The following is a 14,404-nucleotide window of genomic DNA, read 5'->3' on the forward strand; positions in this document are numbered from 1 at the left end:
ACCACCGGCGCCCACCGGGCCGACCGCTGCGGCCGGGCCGACCGGCCGGCCCGGCCGCAGCGGCCCGGTTACAGCACCCGGGTCATCGTCCGGTGCGGGATCCCGGCGTCGTCGTACACCGGCCCCTCGGCCAGGTACCCCAGGCGCTCGTAGAACCCGAGCGCCTGCACCTGCGCGTGCAACTCCACCTCGCGCGCCCCGCGCGCCAGCCCGGCGGCCTCCACCGCCCGTACCAGCTCCGCGCCGAGCCCGGTCCCCCGGGCCGCCGCCAGCACCGCGAGCCGGCCGAGCAGCACCCGGCCCTCGATCCCGCCGGTGACCTTCAGCGCCTGCTCGCCGAAGATCAGCCGCACGGTCCCGACCGGCTCACCGTCCGGGCCGATCGCCAGCAGGTGCTCCGAGGTGGAGTCGAGGTCGTCCCACTCCTCCTCCTCGGCGATCCCCTGCTCGACGATGAAGACGTCCCGCCGGACCCCGTGCACCAGCGCGAGGTCGGCCTCGCCGCGCGCCACCCGGATCGTCGCCGCCATCCCCGTCGCCCTCAGCTCTCCGAAGCGATGATGTCGAGCGCCTTCCGCAGGTCCGCGGGGTACTCGCTGGCGAACTGCACCCACTCGCCGTCCGCCGGGTGCTCGAAGCCGAGCGACACGGCGTGCAGCCACTGCCGGGTCAGGCCGAGCCGCTTGGCGAGCGTCGGGTCGGCCCCGTAGGTGAGGTCGCCGACGCAGGGGTGGCGCAGCGCCGACATGTGGACGCGGATCTGGTGGGTGCGGCCGGTCTCCAGCTTGATGTCCAGCAGCGAGGCGGCCCGGTAGGCCTCGATGAGGTCGTAGTGGGTGACCGACGGCTTGCCCTCCCGGGTGACGGCCCACTTCCAGTCGGAGCTGGGGTGCCGCCCGATCGGCGCGTCGACGGTGCCGCTGAGCGGGTCCGGGTGGCCCTGGACCAGCGTGTGGTACTTCTTCTCGGTCACCCGGTCGTGGAACTGCCGCTTGAGGTCGGTGTAGGCGCGCTCCGACTTGGCCACCACCATCAGCCCGGAGGTGCCGACGTCGAGCCGGTGCACGACGCCCTGGCGCTCGGCGGCGCCGGAGGTGGAGATCCGGTAGCCGGCCGCGGCGAGCCCGCCGATCACGGTGGGGCCGGTCCAGCCGGGGCTGGGGTGGGCGGCGACGCCGACCGGCTTGTCGACGAGCACGATGTCCTCGTCGTCGTGGACGATGCGCATGCCCTCGACCGGCTCGGCGACGATCTGCACCGGCGCGGCGGGCGCCGGGATCTCGACCTCCAGCCAGGAGCCGGCGGTGACCCGGTCGGACTTGCCGGCGACGGCGCCGTCGAGCGTCACCTTCCCGTCGGCGGCCAGCTCGGCGGCCTTGGTCCGGGAGAAGCCGAACATCCGGGCCAGGGCGGCGTCGAGGCGCTCGCCCTCCAGGCCGTCGGGAACGGGGAGGCTGCGGATCTGCGCTGCGGTACTCACCCGTACGAGTATGCCGGACGCGGGCCGCCCCACCGCCCGCCGCCGTCCCGGGCCCGAGGCCCGGGCGGGCGCTACTCGGCCTTGTCGGCCTTCTCGCCCTTCTCGCCCTTCTCCGCCTGCTGGTGCACAGTGCCGTCCGGGTTGCTGCCGCGGAAGGAGAGCAGGACGACGAGGATGCCGCCGCAGACGATCGCCGAGTCGGCGAGGTTGAAGACCGCGAAGTGCTGGACGGAGATGAAGTCCACCACGTGCCCGCGGAAGACGTCGGGCGAGCGGAACAGCCGGTCGGTCAGGTTGCCAAGCGCCCCGCCGAGCAGCAGGCCGAGCGCGATCGCCCAGGGCAGGCTGTACAGCCGCCGGGCGATCCGCCAGATCACCACGATGACGGACGAGGCGATCACGGTGAAGACGACGGTCAGCGCCTGCCCCATGCCGAAGGCGGCGCCGGAGTTGCGGATCACCTGGAAGGTCACCACGTCGCCGATCACCTTGATCGCCGCGTGGTTCTCCAGCCGGGCCACGACCAGCAGCTTGCTGCTGAGGTCGATCAGGAAGGCGAGCAGGGCGACGGCCATCAGCACGCCGACCCGCCGGGGCCCCTTGGGCTCCTCGGTCTGCGCGGGTTCCCCGGTCGGGGCCGGACGCTCGGTCTGCACGGGTGCCTCCGGCTGCGCGGGCGCCTGCGGCTGAGCGGCGGGCGCCTCCCCGTTCTCCGGGGTCCCGGCCACGACATCGGCGGGCGTCGGGACGGCGTCGTCCCGGGTCTGGGGGGAACCTTGCGTACTGATGATCCGCTCCGCTGCCGTGACGTGGGGCCGAGGGCCGGTGGAAGCCCGGTCCAGCGAGGGATCGGGCGACGTTACGGGGTCGAGCCTACGGCAAGCCCGACCCCCCGCGTCGCCCCGGTGGGTCGCCCGGAGTCGTCAGCGGCGTTCCTGCTTGGCCTTGCACTGGACGCAGAGCGTCGCCCGCGGGAAGGCCTGCATCCGCGCCTTGCCGATGGCCTGGCCGCAGGACTCGCACGTGCCGAAGCCGACGCCCTCCAGCCGGGCCAGCGCGTGCTCGGTCTGGGCGAGGCTGTCCCGGGCGTTGTTGGCCAGCGCGAGTTCGCTCTCCCGCGAGATGTTCTTCGTCCCGGCGTCCACCTGGTCGTCGCCGGCCCCGTCGTTGGAGTCGCGCATCAGACCGGTGATGGCGGCCTCGGCCGCGCCGATCTCGTGCTGGAGCCGTTCCAGTTCGCTGATCAGCTCGGCGTGCAGCTCGTGCACCTCCGCGGAGGTCCACGGATCCTCGCCGGGTCGGACCGGTAGCTCGGCCGGGTCGACCGATTCGGCGCCCCCGGCGGACCGGGCGGCGGTCCCGGCCGTGGCCGGGGTACGGGTAAGGCCCGGGGCCACGAGGGCGGTGTCGGTGGTGTTCTTGCGCCGTGCGGTAGTGGTCACGGTCCCCTCCCCTGGGTCGCCTGCCACGGCCTTGCGTGCCCGCTTGGTGGCGGTACCCGCGACGGTTGCCTTCTCAGCCATGGCTTCGACCCCATCTACGAACGAATCGAGCCGCCGGTTCCCGGCGGCCTCCAGTGCCGGAACGATAATCCCGATCAAAAACGGTCACAACATGACATACCGACGCCCCACAATGATCCCACCCGGGCAGACGTCACAGCCGCCACGCCCAGCACGCCGAACAGAGTTGTGCCCCTCGCCCCGGCGCGCCGAAACCGACTTGCGACGGCCGATACACTGGGCCTGCAAGGCACAGATGGGGACGAGTACCGCAGTACGCAGCCACCAGCGACCCGGGGACGGTGCGAGCCCGGGGGTGTGCACCGCGCGAAGATCACCCCGGAGCCGCCGGAAGAACGGTCCGCGACGACACTCGTCGGCCCAGTAGACCCGGCCGCAAGCCCAAACAAGAGGGCCGCAGTCAGGACCGCGGCCAAGGAGGGTGGTACCGCGGGACGGCACGCCGTCTCGTCCCTCCGTCGGATCCCGTCCACGCATCCGCCGGAGGTAGACGCCCGCGATGGCCACCACCTACAACCCCGTCCCCGCGCAGGTCGACCTGCCCGCCCTCGAACACCAGATCCTGTCCTTCTGGCAGGACAACAAGGTCTTCCAGCGCAGCCTGGAGCAGTCCGAGGGCCGCCCGGAGTGGGTCTTCTACGAGGGCCCGCCGACCGCCAACGGCATGCCCGGCGCCCACCACATCGAGGCCCGCGTCTTCAAGGACGTCTTCCCCCGCTACCGGACGATGAAGGGCTACCACGTCGCCCGCAAGGCCGGCTGGGACTGCCACGGCCTCCCGGTCGAGCTGGCCGTCGAGAAGGAGCTGGGCTTCTCCGGCAAGCAGGACATCGAGGCGTTCGGCATCGCCGAGTTCAACGCCAAGTGCCGCGAGTCGGTGACCCGCCACACCGACGCCTTCACCGAGCTGACCACCCGGATGGGCTACTGGGTCGACCTCGACGAGGCCTACCGCACCATGGACCCGTCCTACGTGCAGTCCGTCTGGTGGTCGCTCAAGCAGATCTTCGACAAGGGCCTGCTGGTCCAGGACCACCGGGTCGCCCCCTGGTGCCCGCGCTGCGGCACCGGCCTCTCGGACCACGAGCTGGCCCAGGGCTACGAGACCGTCGTCGACCCCTCGGTCTTCGTCCGCTTCCCGCTGACCAGCGGCCCGCTGGCCGGCCGCGCCGCCCTGCTGGTGTGGACCACCACCCCGTGGACCCTGGTCTCCAACACCGCCGCCGCCGTGCACCCCGAGGTCACCTACGTGGTGGCCACCGACGGCACCGAGCAGCTGGTGGTCGCCGAGCCGCTGCTGGCCAAGGCCCTCGGCGAGGGCTGGGAGCCGACCGGCGAGTCCTTCACCGGCGCCGAGATGGAGCGCTGGGCCTACCGCCGCCCGTTCGACCTGGTCGAGATCGAGAACGCGCACTACGTCCTCAACGCCGACTACGTCACCACCGAGGACGGCACCGGCATCGTCCACCAGTCGCCCGCCTTCGGCGCCGACGACCTCGCGACCTGCCGCAGGTACGGCCTGCCGGTGGTCAACCCGGTGCTGGCCGACGGCACCTTCGCCCCCGAGGTCCCGCTGGTCGGCGGCCAGTTCTTCAAGAAGGCCGACGAGGCCCTGGTCAAGGACCTCCAGGCGCGCGACCTGCTCTTCCGCCACCTGCCGTACGAGCACAGCTACCCGCACTGCTGGCGCTGCCACACCGCGCTGCTCTACTACGCGCAGCCGTCCTGGTACATCCGCACCACCGCGGTCAAGGACGCCCTGATCCGGGAGAACGAGGCCACCAACTGGTTCCCCGAGAACGTCAAGCACGGCCGCTTCGGCGACTGGCTGAACAACAACATCGACTGGGCGCTCAGCCGCAACCGCTACTGGGGCACCCCGCTGCCGATCTGGCGCTGCGAGGAGGGCCACCTCACCTGCGTCGGCTCACTGGCCGAGCTCACCGAGCTGACCGGCACCGACCAGAGCGACCTCGACCCGCACCGCCCGTACATCGACGAGGTCACCTTCGCCTGCCGCGACTGCGGCGGCACCGCCACCCGGGTCCCCGAGGTCATCGACGCCTGGTACGACTCGGGCTCGATGCCCTTCGCCCAGTACGGCTACCCGTACGAGAACAAGGAGCTGTTCGAGAAGCGCTACCCGGCGCAGTTCATCTCCGAGGCGATCGACCAGACCCGCGGCTGGTTCTACACCCTGATGGCCGTCGGCACCCTGGTGTTCGACAGGAACAGCTACGAGAACGTCGTCTGCCTGGGCCACATCCTGGCCGAGGACGGCCGCAAGATGTCCAAGCACCTGGGCAACATCCTGCAGCCCATCCCGCTGATGGACCAGCACGGAGCCGACGCCGTCCGCTGGTTCATGGCCGCCGGCGGCTCGCCCTGGTCGGCCCGCCGGGTCGGCCACGGCACCATCCAGGAGGTGGTCCGCAAGACCCTCCTCACCTACTGGAACACCGTCGCCTTCCAGGCCCTCTACGCCCGCACCTCCGGCTGGGCGCCGTCCGCGGCCGACCCGGCCCCGGCCGACCGTCCGCAGCTGGACCGCTGGGTGCTCTCCGAGCTGAACACCCTGGTCCGCGAGGTCGACGCGGCCTTCGAGGCGTACGACACCCAGCGCGCCGGCAAGCTGCTCTCCGGCTTCGTCGACGACCTCTCCAACTGGTACGTCCGCCGCGGCCGCCGCCGCTTCTGGCAGGGCGACGCCGCCGCGCTCGCCACCCTGCACGAGGCGCTGGAGACCGTCACCCGGCTGATGGCCCCGCTCACCCCGTTCATCACCGAGCGGGTCTGGCAGGACCTGGTCGTCCCGGTCGTCCCGGACGCGCCGGCCTCGGTCCACCTGGCGAGCTGGCCGCAGGCCGACGAGTCGCTGATCGACGCCGAGCTCTCCCGCCACATGGCGCTGGTCCGCCGCCTGGTCGAACTGGGCCGGGCCACCCGCGCCGAGTCCGGGGTGAAGACCCGTCAGCCGCTGTCCCGCGCCCTGGTCGCCGCCCAGGGCTGGGACGAGCTGCCCGCCGACCTGCGCGCGCAGATCGCCGAGGAGCTCAACGTCTCCGGCCTGGAGTCGCTGGCCGAGGTCGGCGGCTCGCTGGTCGACACCACCGCCAAGGCCAACTTCCGCGCGCTGGGCAAGCGCTTCGGCAAGGGCGTGCAGGACGTCGCCAAGGCGGTCGCCGCCGCGGACGCCGCCAGGCTCGCCACCGAACTGCGGGCCCAGGGCACCACCTCGGTGGAGCTGAACGGCGAGAGCGTCGCCCTCTCCCCCGACGAGGTGATCATCACCGAGACGCCGCGCGAGGGCTGGGCCGTCGCCAACGAGTCCGGCGCCACCGTGGCCCTCGACCTGGCGATCACCCCCGAGCTGAAGCGCCTCGGCATCGCCCGCGACGCGATCCGCCAGATCCAGGAGGCCCGCAAGAACTCCGGCCTGGACGTCGCCGACCGCATCGTCCTGCGCTGGCGGGCCACCGGCGACGAGACCGCGGAGGCCATCGCCGAGCACGGTGCCCTCGTCGCCGAGGAGGTCCTCGCCACCGACTTCGCCGCCGGCGCCGCCGACTGGCAGTCCGACACCTTCTCCGACGACTCGCTCGGCCTCGCCTTCCAGCTCCGCAAGGCCTGACCGCCCCCCCGGTGACCGCCGTCGCCTCCCCGGAGGCGGCGGCGGTTCCCCTTCTGCTCCCGTTCTCCCGTTCACCGCGCAGAAAGAAGCGCCCCCTCCCCGACCCCGAAGGGTCGAGAAGGGGGCGCTCCTCCGAACGGCTACCGCTAGTTGTCGCCGTCCTCGTCGATCAGGAAGCCCCGCATCGGCGCGGGAGCCTGCTGCATCGGCTGCGGCGGCTGCGGCCGGACCGCCGCCATCGGCTGGGTCATCCCGGCCGGCTGCATCTGCGGCGCGCCCGAGTTCCCGCCCGAGGCCTGCCCGCCGAAGCCCTGCGCACCCGAGTTCCCGCCGAAGGAGCTCTGCCCGCCGAAGGAGGGCTGGTTCCCGCCGAACGAGGGCTGGCTGCCACCGAAGCTCGGCGACGGGCTGCTCATCGCACCGGCACCGGCCGGAGCCATCGACGACGCGGCCGGCGGCAGCGAAGCGGTGGCCGGGATCCGCGGCGGGGCGAGCGAGTCGTCCGCCTGCGACTCCAGCTGGCGCAGCTGGGTCTCCAGGTAGGACTTCAGGCGCGTCCGGTACTCACGCTCGAACGCCCGCAGGTCCTCGACCTTGCGCTCCAGCGTGGCGCGGGCGGACTCCAGCGAGCCCATCGCGACCCGGTGCTTCTCCTGGGCGTCCCGCTCCAGCGCGTCGGCCTTGGCACGGGCGTCGCGCTCCAGACCCTCGGCACGGCTGCGCGCCTCGCCGACGATCTTGTTGGCCTCGGAACGCGCCTCGGAGATCGCCTGGTCGGCGGTCTGCTGAGCGAGCGCCAGCACGCGGGCGGCGCTGTCGCCACCGGGGCCCTGCTGCTGCATCGGAGCGCCGAGCGGGCCGCCCATCTGCTGCTGCGGACCGCCCATGGGGCCGCCCATCTGCTGCATCTGCTGCTGGCCCATGCCCTGGCCCATGGGGTTGCCCATGCCCTGCGGGCCGCCGGGGCCGCCCATCGGCTGGAGCATCTGACCGCCCATCGGCTGGACCAGCTGCTGCTGGCCGCCCATGGTCTGGCCCATCTGCTGCTGCTGCGGGCCGGGGCCCATCGGGCCGCCCTGACCGGCGGGCAGCTGCGGGGCGCCGGACGGCAGGCCGAGCGGCTGGTTGCCCATCTGCTGCTGCTGCGGGCCGGGGCCCATCTGCTGCTGCGGACCGCCCGGGCCCATCTGCTGCGGGCCACCGGGGCCACCCTGCTGCCCGGGGACCGGCGGGCCGGATATGGCCGCCGGCACCGGGGCGCCGGGGCGCGCGTCCTGCGGCGGCTCCTTGCGCATGTTGGCCTGGTTCTGCGCGGCGGCCCGGGTCGCGGCGGCCAGCTTGGCGCGCAGGTCCTCGTTCTCGCGGAGGAGACGGGTCAGCTCCGCCTCGACCTCGTCGAGGAAGGCATCGACCTCGTCCTCGTCATAGCCTTCGCGCAGGCGGACGGTCGTGAACTGCTTGTTCCGAACGTCCTCGGGGGTCAATGGCATCTCTTCACCTCAACGTGATCGTCGGCACACCGGCATCCTGTCGCATCGCTCACCTACGACTAGGGCCGCACAAGCGAGATCAGGACATACACAATGATCATCAGTACGAAGAAGGACAGGTCGAGCGCCACGCCCCCGAGACGCAGCGGCGGAATGAACCGCCGCAGAAGCTTGAGCGGCGGATCCGTGACAGTGTACGTGGCCTCCAGGACCAGAACCATGGCCTTGCCGGGCCGCCACGAACGCGCGAACTGGAACACCCAGTCCATCACCAGCCGCACGAGCAGGAACACCAGGAAGACGGTCAGTGCGTAATAGAGCACTGCCCACACGATCTCCATCGCGCTTCTCTCTCCCCGATTCCCGGCCCTGGGGCCGCTCGCCTGTCGCTAACTCACTGTCGATCAGATCCACACGTAAAGTCGTGGCCGGGTCAGCTCTGGTTGAAGAACCCACCCTCGGCGATCCGAGCCTTGTCCTCCGCCGTGACATCGACGTTAGCAGGAGACAGGAGGAACACCTTCTGCGTCACGCGCTCGATACTGCCGTGCAGACCGAAGACGAGTCCAGCGGCGAAGTCTACGAGCCGCTTCGCGTCGGTGTCGTCCATCTCCGTGAGATTCATGATCACGGGGGTCCCGCCACGGAACTGTTCGCCGATGGTACGGGCCTCGTTGTAGGTCCTAGGGTGCAGCGTGGTGATGCGGTAGGGCTCTCGTTCGTTCACGACCTTGGGCATGATCACCGGGGCGCTCTTCTCCAGGTTGTGGCGGCGTTCGGGTGTGATGGACGACACTGGGGCCATCCTCGGGGTCTCCTGACGGATCGGGACGGCGGCCGGCACCGGCTGCGGGGTGATCGAGGAGACCGGCGCGGGCGCCGGCGCGGCCGGCCGGGGGATGTCCTCGGTCCGTCCGGTCCGGATCGGCTCGGGGTCCGCGTCGTAGTCGTCATCGGGGTCGTACCCCTGGCCGTCGTACGTCTCGTCCTCCACGAGGCCGAGGTAGACCGCCATCTTGCGCATCGCGCCGGCCATGCTCCTGTCTCCTCCGCTTGTGGTGGACCGGCTCCGTCCCGGCGGCCGGGCCGAGCGGCCCCGCCTTGCGGATTCCGCGGTCCGCCCACGACGCTTCGTCAGGCCGACGGCCGGTCAAAGTTCGTGGATGAGGGCCGCGGAGCTGCGATCCACGGTTGGCTAGCGCTCAGATAAGCTGCTAGCTTCTGTCCTATTTTGTCCTGCAGTCTGATCTACTACCCGGTGACGTTACCCGAGGGGTGACCGCACTCCGAGTACCGCCGTTCCGACGCGCACATGTGTCGCTCCGGCGGCAATGGCCTGCTCAAGGTCACCGCTCATCCCTGCCGACACCATGGTGGCAGCCGGATGGGCGGTCCGTACGGCGGTTGCGATTTCCGCCAGCCGATCGAAGGCCGCCGCCGGGTCGCCGGCCAGCGGACCGGCCAGCGGAGCGACGGTCATCACACCGTCCAGGCGCAGCCCGGGCGTGTCGGCGATAGCGTCGGCCAGCGCCGCGACGTCCGCCGGGGCGACGCCGGCGCGGTGCTCGCCCTCGCCGTGCTCCTTGTCGAGCGCGATCTGCACCAGGCAGCCGAGGTCGGCGCGCTCGGCCTTGCGGACCGCCGCGCCGAGCGACTCCACCAGCCGCGGCCGGTCCACCGAGTGGACGTGGTCGGAGTAGCGGACGACCGAGCGGACCTTGTTGGTCTGCAGCTGGCCGACGAAGTGCCAGGCCAGCGGAAGGTTTCTGCACTGCTCCGCCTTGGGCGCGGCGTCCTGGTCACGGTTCTCCGCGACGTCGGTGACGCCCAGACCGGCCAGCAGCGCGGTGTCCTCGGCGGGGTAGGTCTTGGTGACCACGATCAGCCGGACCTCGTCACGCGCCCGGCCGGCGGCGGTGCAGGCGTCGGCGATCCGGCGCTCGACGACCTCCAGGTTGGTGCCCAGTTCCTCGTACCGGGCACGCTGCCCCTCCGTCAGCGCGTCCAGCCAGTCCTTGTCCGGAAACCGATCGGAACCACTCGGGAACGGTCCGTAGATGTCGTTCGTCATCAGTGTTCAGAGCCCAACCAGACGTAGCTCGCGAGCCGGCCCGTGCGCTGCTCGCGGCGGTAGGAGTAGTGATCGGCGGATTCGAGGGTGCAGACCGGTGATCGCACCAGCTCGGTGACACCCACGGCGGCCAGCTGGGCCGCGACTCCCTCCGGCACGTCCAGCGCCGGGGTCCCCCAGGAGGTCTGCGCGTACGCGGCCGGCACCCGGTCGGCGACCTCGGCGCGCAACTGCGCGGGCACCTCGTAGCAGCGGCCGCAGACGGCCGGGCCGGTGGCGGCGACGATCCGCCCGGGCTCGGCGCCGAGCTCCACCATCGCCCGGACCACCGCGGGGACCACCCCGGCGGCGAGGCCGGGCCGTCCGGCGTGGGCGGCGCCCGCCACACCCGCGACCGGGTCGGCCAGCAGTACCGGCGTGCAGTCGGCGGTGAGCACCGCCAGCGCCAACGGCCGGTCGGTGACCACGGCGTCGACGGTCGGGGCCTGCCCGGCCGGCTGCCGCTCCGTCACCACGGCCACCTCGGCCCCGTGCACCTGGTTCATCCAGACCACGTCGGCCGGGTCGAGGCCGAGCGCGCGGGCCGCGATCGCCCGGTTCTCCCGGACGGCCACCGGGTCGTCCCCCACCGCGCCGCCGAGGTTCAGCTCCCCGTACGGCGAAGTGCTCACCCCGCCCCACCGGGTGGTGAAGGCGAAGTGAGCACCGTCGCGGACCGCGTGGTCGATCACTTAAGGAAGTCCGGAACGTCGAGCTCCTCGGCCGGGCTCTCCACGAACGGCTGGCGGGCCGGCTGCACCTGCGGCGGCACCGGGGCGGCGGTCGCGGTGGCCGGGGCCTCGGTCGGGCGGGCCGGGGCGGCGCCCTCGCCCTCCGGACGGGAGGTCACCGAGCCGATGCCGCCGTACGACGGCCGGCCGGCCGGACGCTCGGGGGCGCTGCCACTGGACGACGAGGAGGACGACGAGCCGGCCGGGGCCGCGCTCGCCTTGACCACCGGCTCGCGGACGATGGCCGGCGGCTGACCGCCGTCGAAGCCGGCCGCGATGACGGTGACCCGGACCTCGTCGCCGAGGGCGTCGTCGATGACCGCACCGAAGATGATGTTGGCCTCGGGGTGGGCCGCCTCGCTGACCAGCTGGGCGGACTCGTTGATCTCGAACAGACCGAGGTCCGAGCCACCGGAGATGGAGAGCAGCACGCCGCGGGCGCCGTCGATCGAGGCCTCCAGCAGCGGCGAGGAGATCGCCATCACGGCGGCGGCCTTGGCGCGGTCCTCACCGCGGGCCGAGCCGATGCCCATGAGCGCCGAGCCGGCGTCCGACATGACGGACTTGACGTCGGCGAAGTCGAGGTTGATCAGACCCGGGGTGGTGATCAGGTCGGTGATGCCCTGGACACCGGAGAGCAGGACCTGGTCGGCCGAGCGGAACGCGTCCAGAACGCTGACCTGGCGGTCCGAAATGGACAGCAGCCGGTCGTTGGGGATCACGATGAGGGTGTCGACCTCTTCGCGCAGGGAGGCGATGCCGTCCTCGGCCTGGTTGGCGCGGCGCCGGCCCTCGAAGGTGAACGGGCGGGTGACCACGCCGATGGTGAGCGCGCCCAGCGAGCGGGCGATGTTGGCGACGACCGGCGCGCCGCCCGTGCCGGTGCCGCCGCCCTCACCGGCGGTGACGAAGACCATGTCGGCCCCCTTGAGGACCTCCTCGATCTCCTCGCGGTGGTCCTCGGCGGCCTTGCGGCCGACCTCGGGGTTGGCGCCGGCGCCGAGGCCCCGGGTGAGTTCACGGCCCACATCGAGCTTGACGTCGGCGTCGCTCATGAGGAGGGCCTGCGCATCGGTGTTGATCGCGATGAACTCGACGCCCTTGAGACCGACCTCGATCATCCGGTTGATGGCGTTGACACCACCGCCGCCGATACCGACGACCTTGATGACTGCGAGGTAGTTCTGCGGTGCTGCCACGTCGAAGGCCTCTCGCCTCGAATTTCCGGGTCGGCCCGATGCCCGGTGCGGGCCGAACCGACGGATGTCGATGGGTAGGGAGCCTGGTTTCTGACGTAATGTCCGAAATGCCGACCGCCGACCCCAACCCTAAACTTGACCTTTAGGGTTAGTGCTGTGCCTCTGTCACATCACCAGGGAACACAGTCTGGTGACACAGGACACTAGGTGGCTCCGGGCACGCGTTTCAACGAACACGCCGAGCTTCCCTTTTTCTTTTGAGCCTATGTGATCATCGACCACCGGATGAAACCGGGGTGACCATCAAGGGTCGGCCCGAGGCGAAACCGCGTCAAGCCCACCTTGTCGTAGAAAACCTACCGGATCATCACGACACCGCAGGCGAGTCCGGGGCGCTCACGTCGAAGTTCGTACCCTTCTGATTCAGCAGCGCCACCAGCACCCGGGCTTTTCGATCGGTCTGCTCGGAGCTCCCCCAGCGCACCGTCACTCCCCCGTCGAGCTGCAACTGGATGTCGTCGTACGAGTGCACCAGCACGGCCCCGGCCCGCTGCCGGACGTCCGCCGGCAGTCCGGCGGCCACCGCCACCGCGCCCTGCACCAGCTGCCCACGGCCGATCACCGACTCCACGTCGAGGGCCTGCTGGCTGAGCTTCAGCTCCACCACCGGCACCCCCTCCGGGGCGGCCGGCTCGGTGGCGAAGCTCACGCCGCCGGCGTCGACCTGGGTGAACTGGCCGTCCTCACCCTTGACGGCGGCGACCGCCGTGCGCTGGGTGACCTTCACCCGCAGGGTGTTCGGCCAGCCCCGCCAGACCTCCGCCTTCGCCACCCGGGGGATCGCCTCCACCCGTCGCCGGGCGTCGTCGAGGTCCACCCGGGCCAGCGGGCCGGAACCGACCCCGCCGATCGCCGAGCGGACCTCGTCGGCCGTCAGCCGGTCGTCCCGCATCCCCTGCACGGAGACCGAACGCACCTCCAGCACCGAGGAGAAGAACACCAGCCAGGACAGGACGCCCAGGAGTACCGCGGTCAGACCGCCCAGCACCAGCACCCCCCGCCGGGAGAGCCGGAGCCGAGGAGCGTACTCCTCGGCCTCGAACTCCTCGTCGAGGGGATCGGCGAGCCGGGCGTCAGCCACGGCGGCGGCCGCCCCGGGCGGCCTCGATGGCCTCGTAGACCATGCCGACCAGCAGCTCGTCGGCGTCCCGGCGGCCGAACTCGGCGGCGGCCCGGCTCATGTCCCAGAGCCGCTGCGGGTCGGTGAGCACCGGCAGCACGTTCTGCAGCACCCAGTCCGGGCTCAGCTCGGCGTCGTCGACCAGCAGGCCGCCGCCGGCCTTGACCATCGGCTGGGCGTTCAGCCGCTGCTCGCCGTTGCCGATCGGCAGCGGCACGAAGGCGGCGGGCAGACCGACCGCGGCCAGCTCGGCCACCGTCATGGCGCCGGCCCGGCAGAGCATCATGTCGGCCGCGGCGTACGCGAGGTCCATCCGGTCCAGGTACGGCACCGGGCGGTACGGCGGCATCCCGGGGATCTCGTCCACCTGCGGCAGCTCGTTCTTCGGGCCGACCGCGTGCAGGATCTGCACCCCGTACTGCTGGAGCCGGGGGGCGATCGCGGTGATCGTCTCGTTCAGCCGGCGGGCGCCCTGCGAGCCGCCGGTGACCAGCAGGGTGGGCAGCCGCTGGTCGAGGCCGAAGTAGTGCCGGGCGTCCGGGCGGGCGGCGCCCCGGTCCAGGGTCGCGATGGTCCGGCGCAGCGGGATGCCGATGTACCGGGAGTCGCGCAGCTTGCTGTCCGGCGTGGAGACGGCGACGAAGTCGCTGTACCGGGCGCCGATCTTGTTGGCCAGGCCGGGCCGGGCGTTGGCCTCGTGCACCACGATCGGCACACCGGCCCGCTTGGCGGCCAGGTAGGCGGGCATCGCGACGTAGCCGCCGAAGCCGACCACGGCGTCCGCCTTGACCCGCTCGATGATCTCCTGGGCGGCCCGGACGGTGCCGCGCAGCCGGCCCGGGACGGTGATCAGCTCGGGGGTGGGCTTGCGGGGCAGCGGGACGGCCGGGATCAGCTCCAGCTGGTAGCCGCGCTCGGGCACCAGTCGGGTCTCCAGGCCGCGCTCGGTGCCGAGGGCGGTGATCCCGATGGACGGGTCGTGCCTGCGGAGGGCGTCCGCGAGGGCCATGGCCGGCTCGATGTGACCGGCGGTCCCCCCGCCGGCGAGTACGACATGCAC

13 protein-coding genes are annotated in these 14,404 nt (G+C 71.8%); 1 reads left to right on the plus strand and 12 read right to left on the minus strand.

The genetic code is table 11. The features are described 5' to 3' along the window. Positions 1-68: 68 nt before the first annotated feature. The 4 genes from ABZW10_RS08340 to ABZW10_RS08355 all read right to left on the minus strand — a co-directional run bounded on the left by ABZW10_RS08340 (position 69) and on the right by ABZW10_RS08355 (position 2,922). Positions 69-530, minus strand: coding sequence for a GNAT family N-acetyltransferase (locus ABZW10_RS08340; RefSeq protein WP_355361680.1), 462 nt, complete (start codon positions 528-530; stop codon positions 69-71). Between the two features lie 11 nt (positions 531-541). After that, positions 542-1,480, minus strand: coding sequence for an RluA family pseudouridine synthase (locus ABZW10_RS08345; protein ID WP_355361682.1), 939 nt, complete (start codon positions 1,478-1,480; stop codon positions 542-544). A 71-nt stretch (positions 1,481-1,551) separates the two neighbouring features. Further along, entirely contained in the window at positions 1,552-2,271 is a 720-nt protein-coding gene (gene lspA, locus ABZW10_RS08350) for a signal peptidase II (protein ID WP_355362097.1), read from the minus strand. 132 nt (positions 2,272-2,403) lie between these two features. Beyond that, positions 2,404-2,922: a TraR/DksA family transcriptional regulator gene (locus ABZW10_RS08355; RefSeq protein WP_355361684.1), complete on the minus strand. Its 519-nt coding sequence runs from the start codon at positions 2,920-2,922 to the stop codon at positions 2,404-2,406. Positions 2,923-3,502: 580 nt separating this feature from the next. On the opposite strand from ABZW10_RS08355, the gene ileS reads away from it, so the two are divergent. Next, entirely contained in the window at positions 3,503-6,634 is a 3,132-nt protein-coding gene (gene ileS, locus ABZW10_RS08360; RefSeq protein WP_355361686.1) for an isoleucine--tRNA ligase, read from the plus strand. A 146-nt stretch (positions 6,635-6,780) separates the two neighbouring features. On the opposite strand, the gene ABZW10_RS08365 is transcribed toward ileS, so the two are convergent. From ABZW10_RS08365 to murG, 8 genes are all read right to left on the minus strand, one after another. Continuing rightward, entirely contained in the window at positions 6,781-8,124 is a 1,344-nt protein-coding gene (locus ABZW10_RS08365) for a DivIVA domain-containing protein (RefSeq protein ID WP_355361688.1), read from the minus strand. Positions 8,125-8,183: 59 nt separating this feature from the next. Continuing rightward, positions 8,184-8,465 (minus strand): YggT family protein, encoded by a 282-nt coding sequence (locus tag ABZW10_RS08370; RefSeq protein ID WP_030301231.1) that lies wholly within the window; start codon positions 8,463-8,465, stop codon positions 8,184-8,186. 92 nt (positions 8,466-8,557) lie between these two features. Then, a complete protein-coding gene (gene sepF / locus ABZW10_RS08375; protein ID WP_350544118.1) occupies positions 8,558-9,160 on the minus strand; it encodes a cell division protein SepF in 603 nt (200 codons plus the stop codon). A 228-nt stretch (positions 9,161-9,388) separates the two neighbouring features. Continuing rightward, positions 9,389-10,195, minus strand: a complete 807-nt coding sequence (locus tag ABZW10_RS08380) for a YggS family pyridoxal phosphate-dependent enzyme (protein WP_355361691.1) — start codon at positions 10,193-10,195, stop codon at positions 9,389-9,391. Beyond that, positions 10,195-10,926, minus strand: coding sequence for a peptidoglycan editing factor PgeF (pgeF, locus tag ABZW10_RS08385; protein ID WP_355361693.1), 732 nt, complete (start codon positions 10,924-10,926; stop codon positions 10,195-10,197). The genes ABZW10_RS08380 and pgeF overlap by 1 nt, the downstream gene beginning before the upstream one ends. Continuing rightward, positions 10,923-12,164 carry a cell division protein FtsZ gene (ftsZ, locus tag ABZW10_RS08390; protein WP_355361695.1) on the minus strand — a complete coding sequence of 414 codons (1,242 nt, stop codon included), beginning with the start codon at positions 12,162-12,164 and terminating at the stop codon, positions 10,923-10,925. The genes pgeF and ftsZ overlap by 4 nt, the downstream gene beginning before the upstream one ends. 367 nt (positions 12,165-12,531) lie before the next feature. Continuing rightward, entirely contained in the window at positions 12,532-13,305 is a 774-nt protein-coding gene (locus ABZW10_RS08395; RefSeq protein ID WP_355361697.1) for an FtsQ-type POTRA domain-containing protein, read from the minus strand. Further along, entirely contained in the window at positions 13,298-14,404 is a 1,107-nt protein-coding gene (gene murG, locus ABZW10_RS08400; protein ID WP_355361699.1) for an undecaprenyldiphospho-muramoylpentapeptide beta-N-acetylglucosaminyltransferase, read from the minus strand. Before murG ends, ABZW10_RS08395 begins: the two co-directional genes overlap by 8 nt.

Origin of the sequence: Kitasatospora sp. NPDC004723 (assembly GCF_040609255.1) — a bacterium.
In the GTDB taxonomy this organism is placed as follows: domain Bacteria; phylum Actinomycetota; class Actinomycetes; order Streptomycetales; family Streptomycetaceae; genus Kitasatospora.

Bases quoted from the DNA above. Each gene is read 5' to 3' on its own strand.
- ABZW10_RS08380 (WP_355361691.1), bottom strand. From the start codon at position 10,195: ATGACGAACGACATCTACGGACCGTTCCCGAGTGGTTCCGATCGGTTT.
- ABZW10_RS08365 (WP_355361688.1), bottom strand. From the start codon at position 8,124: ATGCCATTGACCCCCGAGGACGTTCGGAACAAGCAGTTCACGACCGTC.
- ABZW10_RS08340 (WP_355361680.1), bottom strand. From the start codon at position 530: ATGGCGGCGACGATCCGGGTGGCGCGCGGCGAGGCCGACCTCGCGCTG.
- ABZW10_RS08370 (WP_030301231.1), bottom strand. From the start codon at position 8,465: ATGGAGATCGTGTGGGCAGTGCTCTATTACGCACTGACCGTCTTCCTG.
- sepF (WP_350544118.1), bottom strand. From the start codon at position 9,160: ATGGCCGGCGCGATGCGCAAGATGGCGGTCTACCTCGGCCTCGTGGAG.
- ileS (WP_355361686.1), top strand. From the start codon at position 3,503: ATGGCCACCACCTACAACCCCGTCCCCGCGCAGGTCGACCTGCCCGCC.